The sequence below is a fragment of the Phocicoccus pinnipedialis genome, from assembly GCF_903994035.1.
Taxonomy (GTDB): Bacteria; Bacillota; Bacilli; order Staphylococcales; family Salinicoccaceae; genus Phocicoccus; species Phocicoccus pinnipedialis.
In genome coordinates, this window is sequence record NZ_CAJEWB010000010.1 from 506,505 (window position 1) to 519,387 (window position 12,883).

General features: G+C 36.7%; 15 protein-coding genes. 1 reads left to right on the forward strand and 14 read right to left on the reverse strand.

Annotated elements, in window-relative coordinates:
• Window positions 1-24 precede the first annotated feature (24 nt).
• From fabG to H9D55_RS06805, 10 genes are all read right to left on the reverse strand, one after another.
• The gene (gene fabG / locus H9D55_RS06760; RefSeq protein WP_186077983.1) at window positions 25-762 is read right to left on the reverse strand and encodes a 3-oxoacyl-[acyl-carrier-protein] reductase; all 738 of its coding nucleotides are present in this window, start codon (window positions 760-762) and stop codon (window positions 25-27) included.
• Window positions 755-1,663, reverse strand: coding sequence for an ACP S-malonyltransferase (fabD, locus tag H9D55_RS06765; RefSeq protein ID WP_186077985.1), 909 nt, complete (start codon window positions 1,661-1,663; stop codon window positions 755-757). The genes fabG and fabD overlap by 8 nt, the downstream gene beginning before the upstream one ends.
• Window positions 1,656-2,636 carry a phosphate acyltransferase PlsX gene (gene plsX, locus H9D55_RS06770; protein ID WP_186077986.1) on the reverse strand — a complete coding sequence of 327 codons (981 nt, stop codon included), beginning with the start codon at window positions 2,634-2,636 and terminating at the stop codon, window positions 1,656-1,658. The genes fabD and plsX overlap by 8 nt, the downstream gene beginning before the upstream one ends.
• Window positions 2,633-3,199 (reverse strand): transcription factor FapR, encoded by a 567-nt coding sequence (gene fapR / locus H9D55_RS06775; RefSeq protein WP_186077987.1) that lies wholly within the window; start codon window positions 3,197-3,199, stop codon window positions 2,633-2,635. Before fapR ends, plsX begins: the two co-directional genes overlap by 4 nt.
• 85 nt (window positions 3,200-3,284) lie before the next feature.
• Window positions 3,285-3,914 carry a class D sortase gene (locus H9D55_RS06780; RefSeq protein WP_186077988.1) on the reverse strand — a complete coding sequence of 210 codons (630 nt, stop codon included), beginning with the start codon at window positions 3,912-3,914 and terminating at the stop codon, window positions 3,285-3,287.
• 6 nt (window positions 3,915-3,920) lie between these two features.
• Window positions 3,921-5,870 (reverse strand): ATP-dependent DNA helicase RecG, encoded by a 1,950-nt coding sequence (recG, locus tag H9D55_RS06785; protein ID WP_186077989.1) that lies wholly within the window; start codon window positions 5,868-5,870, stop codon window positions 3,921-3,923.
• A gap of 2 nt (window positions 5,871-5,872) precedes the next feature.
• Window positions 5,873-6,745, reverse strand: a complete 873-nt coding sequence (gene sdaAA, locus H9D55_RS06790) for an L-serine ammonia-lyase, iron-sulfur-dependent, subunit alpha (RefSeq protein WP_186078223.1) — start codon at window positions 6,743-6,745, stop codon at window positions 5,873-5,875.
• A 19-nt stretch (window positions 6,746-6,764) separates the two neighbouring features.
• Entirely contained in the window at window positions 6,765-7,430 is a 666-nt protein-coding gene (gene sdaAB, locus H9D55_RS06795) for an L-serine ammonia-lyase, iron-sulfur-dependent subunit beta (protein ID WP_186077990.1), read from the reverse strand.
• Between the two features lie 49 nt (window positions 7,431-7,479).
• Complete coding sequence (locus H9D55_RS06800) at window positions 7,480-9,120, reverse strand: DAK2 domain-containing protein (RefSeq protein ID WP_186077991.1); 1,641 nt, start codon at window positions 9,118-9,120, stop codon at window positions 7,480-7,482.
• Window positions 9,121-9,139: 19 nt separating this feature from the next.
• Entirely contained in the window at window positions 9,140-9,505 is a 366-nt protein-coding gene (locus tag H9D55_RS06805; RefSeq protein WP_186077992.1) for an Asp23/Gls24 family envelope stress response protein, read from the reverse strand.
• 190 nt (window positions 9,506-9,695) lie between these two features.
• Between H9D55_RS06805 and rpmB the strand changes: the two genes are divergently transcribed.
• Window positions 9,696-9,884 carry a 50S ribosomal protein L28 gene (gene rpmB / locus H9D55_RS06810; protein WP_186077994.1) on the forward strand — a complete coding sequence of 63 codons (189 nt, stop codon included), beginning with the start codon at window positions 9,696-9,698 and terminating at the stop codon, window positions 9,882-9,884.
• Window positions 9,885-9,958: 74 nt separating this feature from the next.
• On the opposite strand, the gene H9D55_RS06815 is transcribed toward rpmB, so the two are convergent.
• The 4 genes from H9D55_RS06815 to rsgA are packed head-to-tail and all read right to left on the reverse strand — an operon-like array spanning window position 9,959 to window position 12,819.
• Complete coding sequence (locus H9D55_RS06815; protein WP_186077995.1) at window positions 9,959-10,663, reverse strand: DUF554 domain-containing protein; 705 nt, start codon at window positions 10,661-10,663, stop codon at window positions 9,959-9,961.
• 4 nt (window positions 10,664-10,667) lie between these two features.
• Window positions 10,668-11,309 carry a thiamine diphosphokinase gene (locus H9D55_RS06820; protein ID WP_186077996.1) on the reverse strand — a complete coding sequence of 214 codons (642 nt, stop codon included), beginning with the start codon at window positions 11,307-11,309 and terminating at the stop codon, window positions 10,668-10,670.
• Window positions 11,306-11,953, reverse strand: a complete 648-nt coding sequence (gene rpe, locus H9D55_RS06825) for a ribulose-phosphate 3-epimerase (protein WP_186077997.1) — start codon at window positions 11,951-11,953, stop codon at window positions 11,306-11,308. Before rpe ends, H9D55_RS06820 begins: the two co-directional genes overlap by 4 nt.
• The gene (gene rsgA, locus H9D55_RS06830; RefSeq protein ID WP_186077998.1) at window positions 11,953-12,819 is read right to left on the reverse strand and encodes a ribosome small subunit-dependent GTPase A; all 867 of its coding nucleotides are present in this window, start codon (window positions 12,817-12,819) and stop codon (window positions 11,953-11,955) included. The genes rpe and rsgA overlap by 1 nt, the downstream gene beginning before the upstream one ends.
• Between the last annotated feature and the right edge of the window lie 64 nt (window positions 12,820-12,883).

The window sequence follows — 12,883 nt, forward strand, 5'->3', positions numbered from 1 at the left end:
CTCCTTATAATAATATCACAGGATTTAACCCATGTACATTCCGCCGTTAACGTGAATTGTCTGACCAGTAATGTAGCGTGCCTCATCGCTTACTAGGAATGAAACAGTGCCAGCAATATCATCTAATTTACCAAAAGATTTTAATGGTATTTGCTCGAGCATTTTATCTTTAACTTCGTCAGATAACACATCCGTCATATCACTTTCGATAAACCCTGGCGCAATTGCGTTAACTGTAATATTTTTACCTGCAAGTTCACGTGCAACAGAACGAGTCAGTCCGTCAATGCCTGCTTTAGAAGCAACATAGTTTGCTTGTCCAGCGTTACCTAAGCTTGCTACAACACTTGAGATGTTGATAATACGACCTGATGATTTTCTGATCATTGGTCTAGATACGTTTTGAATTACGTTAAACGCACCCTTTAAGTTTATGTCAATAACATTATCAAAATCATCTGGCTTCATGCGCATAAGTAAACCGTCTTTAGTAATACCCGCGTTATTAACCACAACATCTATTTGTCCATACTGATCAATAATATATTTAATCATTTCTTTTACACTGTCATATTCTTGTATGTGGCACTGGTATGCTTCCGCGTTTCCACCGTTTTCTTTAATCTTATTTACAACTTCTTCAGCACGGTCTTTACTTCCTGAGTAGTTCACAATTACTGTATATCCATCAATACCAAGACGTTCTGCAATACTGCTTCCAATACCTCTTGAAGCACCTGTTACTAATGCAATTTTACTCATTAATAAATCCCTCCACTTGTTCAAACGTATCAATATTTCTTGTCGAAATCTCTTTACTAATCTTTCTTACAAGTCCAGATTGAACTTTTTTAGGACCAACTTCAATTGATTCTGTAACACCAAGTTCATGTGCTGTCTCTATACATTCAACGAAACGTACAGGTGACGTAATCTGCTCAATTAAATTTTTCTTGATGAGATTTGCATCTGTCTCTGCTTTTGCTGTAACGTTTTGAATAACAGGGATTTCTGCATCTTTAAACTCAATATCATTTAAAAATTCACCGAATGCAACTTTTGCATCTTCCATTAAATACGAGTGGAATGCACCGGATACTTTGAGCGGGATTGTACGTCTTGCACCGCGTTCTTTCGCCACCCTCATGAATGCTTCAACCTTCTCTTTATCACCAGAAACTACTATTTGGTCTGGTGCGTTAATGTTTGCGGGGCTTACTTTTGCAGTGTCCGTAGAGATTTCTTCGCATAACGCTTCTAAATTGTCCTGCTCCATTCCAATGATTGCTGCCATGGCACCTGAATCTGCTTGACTCATGAGCTCACCACGTTTAATTACTGCTCTAATACCGTCCTCTAAAGATAAAACACCTGCATGCACAAGAGCTGGTAATTCACCTAATGAATGTCCAATGAGATAATCTCCCTTGATATCTGTCGCTTCTAGCACAGCAAGCGAATGCGCAAATAATGCTGGTTGCGTATATTGTGTTTCATTTAGACGTATATCGTCTTCACTAAACATAATTGTTTTTAAATCAAAATCTACTTCGCTAAAAATCTTATCGAGTAATTCGCATGCTTTCTCGTTTTCTTCATATAAGTCTTTAGCCATTGTGCCGTATTGCGCACCTTGTCCTGGAAACAGTACTAATTTAGACATTATCTTTTATACTCTCCTTAATTTTGTCAATCGCATTAGATTCTGCTAATTTTCTTGCGACACGAATTGCATTTTTAATTGCAAGACTGTCACTTGAACCGTGTGCTTTAAGCACAATGCCATCTAGACCGAGTAATGGTGCTCCACCAAATTGGCGATAATCCATCATATCTTTTAAAGCTTCAACATCTTTTTTAAGTACAAGCGCTGCTACTTTATTAACTGCACGTTTTAAAAATATTTTCTTAACTTCACCAAGTAAGCTCATCGAAGTACCCTCGATTGTCTTAAGGATGATATTACCTGTAAAACCATCTGTTACAGCAATATCATATTTACCTGATAAAACGTCGCGTGTTTCAAAGAATCCTTGGAAATTTAAATTACTCTCTTTTAATAATTGATATGTTTCTTTTGTTAATGGCGTACCTTTAATTTCCTCACTACCGTTATTCACAAGTCCAACTGTTGGGTTTTTACGTCCCTCAACTGCTTCAATGTAAATAGTTGCCATTTGAGCAAATTGTAGCAAATGACTCGGTTTGTTTTCTGAGTTTGCACCCATATCTAACAACATCAGTCCTTTATCACCAGTTGTTGGAATCATTGAGGCAATCGCTGGTCTTTCGATTCCTTTAATTCTCCCTACAACAAATAATCCAGCCGTAAGTAATGCACCAGTATTACCTGCAGAAACAATCGCGAGCGCTTCTTTATCTTTAACTGCTTGAGCTGCTCTTACAAGCGATGAGTCTTTCTTTCTACGTATAGATCTTACAGGATCATCTTCTGAGTTGATCGCTTCTGTAACTTCTATAAATTTTACACGTTTATGCTCGTGTGGGAATGAACCTTTTAACCCGTATGCTAAGACTTTGATGTCATCATATTTGTTAACTGCTTCTATCACACCATTTGCGATAGACTCAGGCGCATTATCCCCACCCATTAGATCTACTGCAATTGTCTTCATTCAACTTCACCTTCATTTTTAAAATACATCTCAAAGTCCCCTACAAATACGAGGGAATCTTCTACAAAAGATTCTACTTTTATTGTAGCAATTTTTCCGATCGTTTGAACTACTTTAGCATGAGCAACTACTCTATCACCTAGATGAACTGGTTTTTTAAATTCTATATTGGCACTTTTCGTGAGTGCAAGCGGCACGTTAATCATTGCGACACATAGTGAATTTGCCTGCGCAAATAAAAAATGACCGCGTGTAATCGTCTTATTATTAAACACATGTGTTTCTTCAACTGTAAATACAGATGTTCCGCTCTCATTTAATTTAACATTCAAAATATCTCCGACGATGTCCTCAAGCATGATACTTTTGATTTCATCTACCTCTTTCGCCACAGCTTTAATTCGTGCACGTAGTTCAGGTATTTTTAGAACTTGTCTATCTAATCGTATCGTTTGAATAGATACATTTAATGATTTTGCAAGTGCTTCATCAGTTAAAAAAGGATCTCTTTCGATATATAACTGTAAAAGTCTTTGCCTTTCTGCCTTTTTATATTTAACCAAGTAATCGCCTCGTTTAGTAGTTGGTACTAATTCAGTATATAAAACTTAACTCATAAATTCAATTAAAAAAAGGCTAGTTAATCAACTAACCTTTATCGATTATTTCTGCTTGTACAATCAATCTTTTTTCAAACAGTAGTGTATCAGGATTATAGTCTTCGCACGTAATCAATGTGAGAATTTGTGGGTCACCTTCGTGTTGATCTAGCACGTCAACATCCGTCGGACTTACCTCGTACATGTCGTATATCTTATATTTCCTTACACCGTCACGAGTGATGAATTCAATCGTATCTCCAACTCTCGCTTTGTCTATATAATTAAAACGAATACCTGCACCTTCAACGCGGTGACCCGCAATAGGAATATTCTGCATATCAAGGTTATCGGTCTCCTCTAATAGACCAACTCCGTTACGTAACTTTTCTTCTGTAAGTGGACCATAATATACAGGTTCAAAAATGTTCGCCGATTCAATTTTAAGGATTCCAACCATATCATCTTTAATATTTATTCCAGCTTTATCTGAAGGTTTCACTCCTGTAATGAACTTTTCAAGCGCATTGACCTTAATGTCGTCATCGTCATTTACAAAGCCTTCAATTATTTTATTGTTTAGACGATCCGTAAATACTTCCCTAATGTCTTGCCAAAAAAATAGTGTAACGGCAGTTAGTATTAACACAACACCAAGTACTCTAGTAAAGTTTTTCATAATATTTTACCTCTTAAATAGCTGAATTGCTTCGTCTCGAGCAATCTCAAGCATTTTATAGTCCTCTGCTAAATCTGCTGCTTTGAATTCAGGAAGGCCACTTTGTCTGACCCCAAAAAAATCTCCTGGACCTCTCATTTCTAAGTCCCGTTCAGATAAAATAAAGCCGTCTGTTGTTTCTGTCATAATATTCATTCTTTCTGCTGCCTGTTCAGTCTTAGGATCACTTATAAGTATACAATAACTCTGCTTGTCACTTCTTCCGACACGGCCTCTCAGCTGATGAAGTGTAGATAGACCGAATCTTTCTGCGTTGAAAATCACCATAACGGTCGCGTTAGGAACGTTTATTCCAACCTCGATTACTGTAGTCGAAACTAAGATACGTTTCTTCAATGTTTCGAACGTATCCATCGCTTTTACTTTCTCATCGTTCTTCATTTTTCCGTGAACTAAGACAACTTCTTCACTTCCAAACTCCCTCAAGAATAACTCATAGATTTCATTGACTGTGATGAGATCGAGCGTTTCTGATTCTTCAATTAAAGGAGCGACAACATAAATACTATGACCTCTGTTATGTTCACTTCTGATGAAGCTCATTACTTCACTAAGTTCATTCGAACGTCTCCATGTTGTTTCAATTGACTTACGACCTGCGGGCATTGTTTTGATAATAGATACATCCATATCACCGAACGTCGTAATTGAGAGCGTTCTAGGTATTGGTGTTGCTGTCATGTACAACACGTTTTTATGACGCGCTTTTTCATTCAGTTTTTCACGTTGATTCACACCAAATCGGTGTTGTTCATCCGTAATAATGAATCCGAGGTTTTTGAACACAACATCATCTTCAATTAGCGCATGTGTACCAATGATTAGATCCATATTACCATTTTTTAGCTGGTTAAGTATTTCACATTTTTCTTTCTTTGTTGTAGAACCAGTAAGTAGCGCAAGATTCAATTCACCACTAAATGTCTCAGATAGTGATTCAAAATGCTGGTTCGCAAGAACTTCCGTTGGTACCATAAGAGCACTTTGAACACGTGCGGTCTTTGCAGCGTATACACAAATTCCAGCAACAATCGTCTTACCGCTGCCCACATCGCCTTGCAATAGGCGATGCATCGAATACTCAGATAGAAGGTCTCTACAAATGGAGTTCACACTCGTCTTTTGATCATTAGTGAGTTCAAACGGTAATGTTTGAATAAATGCTTTTAGCTTATCAATATCATAAGGTACGATTGAATTAGCATCACGAACGCGCTCTGCTCTTCTTTTTTCCATAATCTTTACTTGATACATGAATAATTCATAAAACTTAAGCGTTCTGCGTGCGCGACTCACGTCTTTGAATGACTGTGGGAAATGTAAGAGATAAAGTGCATCACTAATTGGCATCAGATGATATTTCTCCCTGAGTTCAGTTGGAATATCATACTTAAATTGAGCATGCTTAAAGGTTTCACTGACGAGATTCTTAAACGTTCTGTTATGCATCGCTTTATTTAACGCATATCTTATCTCCATATCTTCTTTAGAGCCTAAAATAAGTTTTTTGCCACTCATCTCTTGCTTTAGCTTATTAAATTTACCATGTACTTTCACGGTTTGATTGACCTTAATTTTATCTCTCAAATACGGTTGATTAAAAAATGTAACCTTAAGGTAAATATCATTGGCTTCCATAAAGAAGACAAGTCGATTCATACCACGACGCATATAAGTGACCGAAGGCTCTGTCTTCACGGTACCTTGTGCGGTAATAGTCTCTTCAATTTCTACTAAATTTAAATTAACAGGAATGTGACTCATATAACTATTCGGAATTTTAAAAACAACATCGTTCGCATTAAAAATTTGAATGCTATTTAGACGCTCTTTTGTTTTTGGTCCGACGCCTGGTAAGTCATCTATTAAAAATGCAGGTTCAATTACATTATACATAATTAACTACCAAATAATTCTTGTTTTAATCTTTCGCCTGTTGGTGTTGCTGCGAGTCCACCACGTCCTGTTTCTCTTAGAGAAGAAGGCATCGTTAAGCCGATTTTATACATCGCTTCAACCACTTCGTCTGCTGGAATTCTAGATTCGATGCCAGCTAAAGCCATATCTGCTGCTGTTAAAGCATTAGATGCACCTGCAGCGTTTCTTTTCACACAAGGTACCTCAACAAGTCCTGCTACTGGATCACAAACTAATCCAAGCATGTTTTTTAATGCAATTGCAAATGCATGAGCACACATTTCAGGTGTGCCACCGTTCATCTCAACGAGCGCAGCTGCTGCCATTGCTGAAGCACTACCGACTTCTGCCTGACACCCACCTGCTGCACCTGAAATACTTGCGTTGTTTGCAACTACAAGACCAAATGCACCTGCTGTGAACAAAAACTTTACCATTTCCTCACGTGTAAGATCTGGATTCCTCTGTTTCATAGCAAATAATACTCCAGGTACTACTCCTGCAGAACCCGCTGTTGGAGTCGCACAAATTTGCCCCATCGCCGCGTTTACTTCATTCGTACTTACAGCATATGCAATTGCATAAAGATTTAAGTCTCCAGATAAACCTTTACCACTCTCAATGTACTTTTGCATTTTTAGTGCGTCCATACCTGTGAGTCCTGTTGTAGATACAACCCCTCCGATGCCTTCAGAAGCTGCATTTTCCATTATATTTAAATTTGCCAACATATCGTTCATCACATCTAAAGCTGTGTAACCGGAAACTTCTACTTCTTGTTCAATCATGATGTCCGCAATCGACTTTTGTTCGTTTTGTGCTTTAGTTACAAGTTGGTTTATGCTGTTAAAAATTGCCAATATGATTTACCTCTCAATCTCCGTGAAGCTCGATAATACGCTTTACACCTTTAGTATTATTAATTCTATCTACTGTAGACTTTTCAATAGAACCATCAAGTTCAATTGTCATCAAAGCAATTTGGCCGACCTCTTTTCGAGATACGTTCATGTTACCGATATTCACTTTTTGGTCTTTTAGGATTGCAGTAACGTCTGCAATCGTACCGAATTCGTCTACATGGAATACGAGTAACGCATGATAGTTTCCAGAGATGTTAATTGGATAATCGTTGATAGATACGAGTTGAATCTTTCCACCCCCGATAGAAATCCCCTCTACCATGAGCTCGTCATCACCTTTAAATAAGTGTAATAATGCAGTATTTGGGTGGCTTCTTTCTTCCATCATCTCAATGATATTGATCGTCACACCTTGTTCTTTTGCATGGTCTAATGCATTAATAATTCTGCTGTCGTCTGTGTTATATCCTAAAATACCACCAACGAGGGCAACATCTGTCGCATGCCCTTTATATGTATCCTTAAACGATCCATATAAATAAATATCTACCTTATCTGGCAGTTCACCAAATAAATGCCTTGCAGTAAGGCCAATACGGACCGATCCTGCTGTATGTGAACTTGATGGACCAACCATTACTGGCCCAATAATATCAAAGACACTTTTATATTTCATATTAACCATCCATTCTATAAAAGCCACACCGATTGGTGTGGCTCTTATACTATTCTGCTGAAATTAAGTAACTATATACTGGTTGTTTACCATCATGAATTTCAAATTCAACATCGTCGAACTCTTCTTCAATTTTCTCTAATACACTATCGAGTGTATCATTGTTTCCATCTTCACCTACAAAAATTGCCATAATTTCTGTGTCTTCGTCAATCATCTTACGAATTAAGATATCTAATGTTTCTTTATCCGCGTCATTAGACGTCACGATTTTACCATCTAGGATACCCATGTGTTGATCCTTCTTAATATCGATCTCATCTATCTTAGTGTCACGTACTGAGTATGTGATTTGACCAGTCTTAACATGCTGAATCGCTTCAATCATATCATCTTCATTCGCTTCTAACGATGCATCTTTAGTGTATGCAAACATTGCGCTGATACATTCAGGAATTGAACGTGTTGGAATAACGATGCTTGGAATTTCAAGTAATTCTTGAGCTTGTTCCGCAGCCATGATGATGTTTTTATTGTTTGGCATAATGATTACTTCTTTAACATCCTCACCTTTTATGATGTTAATAATATCTTCAGTAGATGGGTTCATAGTTTGACCGCCGTTAATGATATGTGTAACTCCGATACTCCTAAGCATCTCATTAATACCTTCACCACTTGATACTGCAATGACTGCTGTTTCAATTTGTTCATTAGTCTCTTCTTTAACTTCTCGATTATCCTCGATTGCTCTAAACTGTTCGCGCATATTCTCTACTTTAATCTTGATGATTTCGCCATATTCAGCACCGTAAGTAAGTGCTTTACCAGGTTTTTCAGTATGCACGTGGACCTTAACGATTTCCTCATCATTGATCACAAGTAATGAATCTCCGAACTTATCCATATCGTTTCTGAATTCTTCTTCGACAAATTCTTTTTTTCCATCTTCAAAACGAACCATGAACTCTGTACAGAAACCGAATGTAATATCTTCAGCTGTCATGAAGCTATCAAATTCATGTGTATCATTAATAAACTCTTCTGTGTCGACAGAATTCTCTTCTTCTACGATCTCTTCACCAGTTAGTGCTGATAAAAAGCCTTCATATACGTAAACGAGTCCTTGTCCACCAGAGTCTACCACACCAACTTCCTTTAACACGGGTAATAAGTCAGGTGTTCTCTTAAGAGAAGCTTTCGATTCTTCAACGACAACTTTCATAAGTTCTACGATGTCAGAAACAGACTCTACTGATTCGACAGCCTTGTTTGCTGAATCTTTAGCAACAGTTAGGATCGTTCCTTCTACTGGTTTCATTACAGCTTTATAAGCTGTTTTAACTCCAGCATTTAATGCTTCAACAAATGAATATTTATCTAAAGTTTCTACTTCCTCAACATGCTTAGAAAAACCTCTGAACAATTGTGATAAAATTACGCCTGAATTTCCACGAGCACCCATTAAGAGTCCTTTAGAAAAATGTTTACCAACATCACCAACATGTGTAAACTTTATATCTTTCACTTCATCTGCGCCAGATGACATTGATAAATTCATATTTGTACCAGTATCTCCATCGGGAACTGGGAATACGTTAAGTGAATCAACGTATTCTGCGTGCTTTTTTAAGTTTTTCGCCCCAAGTAAAATCATCTGGCGAAACTGTTGACCATCTATTCTCTCCATTTTAATAAATCCTCTCTTATTACTCGTCAGAGTTAATAACTCTAACTCCTTGTACATGAATATTCACAGAATCAATTTCTAGTCCTAAAGTCTTCTCGAGTGTATATTTTACAGTTGATTGCACATTACTTGCAACCTCAGAAATCTTAACACCATATAGAACGATAATATATAAGTCTATCTTTAATAAGTCAGATTCATTATCTACTACTACACCACGTGAATAGTTCTCTTTACCTAATAGTTCAGCAAAACCATCTCTAAATGTCTTTGATGCCATACCGACTACACCGTAGCTCTCACTCATGATACCACCGGCTATGTTTGCGATGACATCTGTTGAGATATCAATTGTTCCTAATTCATTCTTAATTTCTAGTGACATTTTACTCACTCCTAATCATCATATTATTATAGTCAATTTACATACCTATTGACAAGTGTTAGAAAACAGGGCATTATTAATAACAGTTGTAATTTACGATTTTTATCTTGAATATAATATTTTCTTCATGTATTATATTATAGTATTCGTAAACTAGAATTAGCAATTAAATTGTAAAGGAGTGGGACGAATGGCAAAAGTATGTTACGTAACTGGTCGTAGAGCAAGATCTGGTAACAACCGTTCTCACGCACTAAACGCAAGCAAAAGAACTTTTGGTGCAAACTTACAAAAAGTTAGAATCATGGTTGATGGCAAACCCAAACGTGTTTGGGTATCTGCACGTGCTTTAAAATCAGGTAAAGTTGAACGCGTTTAAGCGCGATATAAAAAAGAACATTGCAATTCGCAATGTTCTTTTTTATTTTGTCTATTTTTTTCATGTTTTTATTTTTAATTAAAAAAACTTGTAATCCAAACCATGATCATTCCTACAAAAATCGCTGGAATCATGTTTCCAACTCTCATCTTTGTGACGTTAAGCATGTTAAGTCCAATCGCTAGTAAGATTACTCCACCTGTTGCGCTCACTTGAGCTGTCATATCATTAAGTACTGCTTCTGGTATAAAACTCGCGAATCCTCTCGCACCCAAAGAAATCCCCGCTTCATATAGAAATGTTGGAATACCTGAAATAACTACCCCTAGTCCATATGTTGCCGTCATTACAAGGGCAATGAAAAAGTCCATGATTGACTTTGTGAACAGTACATCGTGTGAGCCACGTAGACCTGCGTCTAAACCACCGACAATACCCATTGCTCCAATAATGAATACGAGTGCACCTGATACAAGACCTTGAGAAATATTACCACTGTTCTTATTCCCCATTTTATACTCAATCATGTGACCCATTTTGTTGAGCTGATTTTCGAGTGCTAATACTTCACCGATTACAACGCCGACTATTAAACTAAGTAATGTTGTTAAAACGTCTGTTGAACCAGCAACCATCTGTATACCTAAACTCATGATTACGAGTGCTTGTACTTTTAGTATTGAATCTTTGATATGTTCTGGAATAAATGTAAATATGAGTCCAAGTAGTCCACCTATGACTATGGCAAGACCGTTTACAAAAGATCCAAGTAAAATCATCTACTCACCTCTCATCTTTCGAATGTATTAATAAAACATCTTTCGAATGTATTAATAAAACATCTTTCGAATTGGTAACATTACAAATTTCTTTTTTTAATTCATTGCTTACTGTTAAAGATTTTCCTGGTGACACAACTTCATTTGTTAGATCATATTTAAATCCTTCTAGAGATAAAAAAGTATCCTCATGAAGCGGTATAAATGAAACGTATGTGAATCCCTCGTTCATTATTCCATGTTTACCACTCTTTAACAGACTTAAATCATTTTGTTTGTCCTTTAAATGTATATTAACATCTCGTAAAGCTTCGTTTTGAAGTAGTTGTATATTTATCAATTCATGGTCAATTCTGCCTCCAAACGCCCCGTATACGTCAATTTCAGTATACCCCGCTTCTACTAGTGATAAAAGACAGAGTTCCGTGTCCGTATAATCTTTCTCACTCTGTACAACTTCGACTTCAATTTGTTCTTTTAAAACTTTAAATTCTGTCTCTGTTACTGAGTCGAAATCGCCAAAGGCATACTTTGGAATAATACCCGATTTTAATAGGATAAGTGCACCCTTGTCAACACCTGCCCAGTCGCCATTTAAACTTAAAAGAGAGACATTCGTCTCTCTTAGTAATACGTTAATTTTCATTTTTCTTTTATATCCATGATTGTTTGTTTAGGATCTTCTGATTTAAATAAGAATGAACCACTTACAAGCAGGTCAGCACCCGCTTCTCTACATAACTTGCCAGTTTCCTCATTCACTCCACCATCTACTTCAATTAAAAAGTCTAGATTTTTTGAGCGTCTTAATTCATCGAGTTCATTAATTTTATCGACACCACTCATGATAAAACTCTGCCCACCGAATCCTGGGTTCACTGTCATAACAAGTACAAAATCAACAATATCTAGTACATAATTTATTGCTTCTACTGGCGTACTTGGATTTAATACAATACCCGCTTTCATTCCCTGAGACTGGATGTGAGTGATTAATCTATGAGCATGTGATGTTGCTTCGATATGGAAACTTAAATATTCCACACCCATTGCAGCAAATTCCTCTACAAATTGTTCAGGATCTTCAGTCATTAAGTGGACGTCTAATGGAATGTTAGACTTCTTAGCGATTGCTTCACAAACTGGTATTCCGTATGAAATGTTTGGTACGAATTGACCATCCATAATATCTAGATGAAAAATGTCTGCACCTGCTTCTTCCATGCGTTTCATATCAGATCCTAATTTTAAAAAGTCACTTGCTAATAATGATGGTAGTACTTTAACCATTAATATCGCTCCTTATAGTTTTCTATTTCCTCATAAATTTGTAAATAACTGTCGTATCTCCATTGTTTGATGTCACCAGACTCAACTGCATTCTTCACACCACACTTCGGTTCATTGATATGGTTGCATCCACGGAATCTACATGACTCACTCGGTGTATCAAAATCTACAAAACAATATTTTAGAGTTTCTTTATCAATATGTGTGAATTCAATAATAGAGAACCCTGGAGTATCTGCTACTAGACCACCGTTTTTTTCAATCAGTTCAACGTGCCTTGTTGTATGTCGACCACGTCCGAGTGCCTTACTCACTTCACCAGTTTCTAAGTCAAGCTCTGGTAATAAAGTATTTAACAACGTACTCTTTCCAACACCAGTCTGTCCGGCAAGTACAGATAACTTATTTGTAAAAATATCTCCTAAGTCCTTATCAAAGTGCTCTTTTGACGTAAAAAATATTTTATACATTTTATATGTTTCTTTTATTTTATCGATTAAATTATCGTCAATATTTAGATCTTTTTTCGTTACTATTAACACGGGTTCTATATCAAATGATTCACTATATGCAATGAAGCGATCTGTCAGATAAAAACTGAAATCCGGACTTTTTAAACTCATCGTGATAAGAATCTGATCCACGTTCGCAACTTGCGGCCTATTCAGTGCATTCTTTCGTTCGTGGATATTTATCAGTGTCCCCTCTTTTAGATTATCTGATTCAAAATCAACTATATCACCAACTAACGGGCTGTACATTCCTGATTTACGGAAGATACCTCGAGCTCGTGTTTGATAGATTTCCTCGTCAACTTTGATGTAATAAAATCCTGAAAGTGCTTTTACTAATCGTCCTGTTCTCATGACACGCTCCTCAATATATTTATCTATCATATTATACCAAAAAACTTAATATCTATGGTAGTTG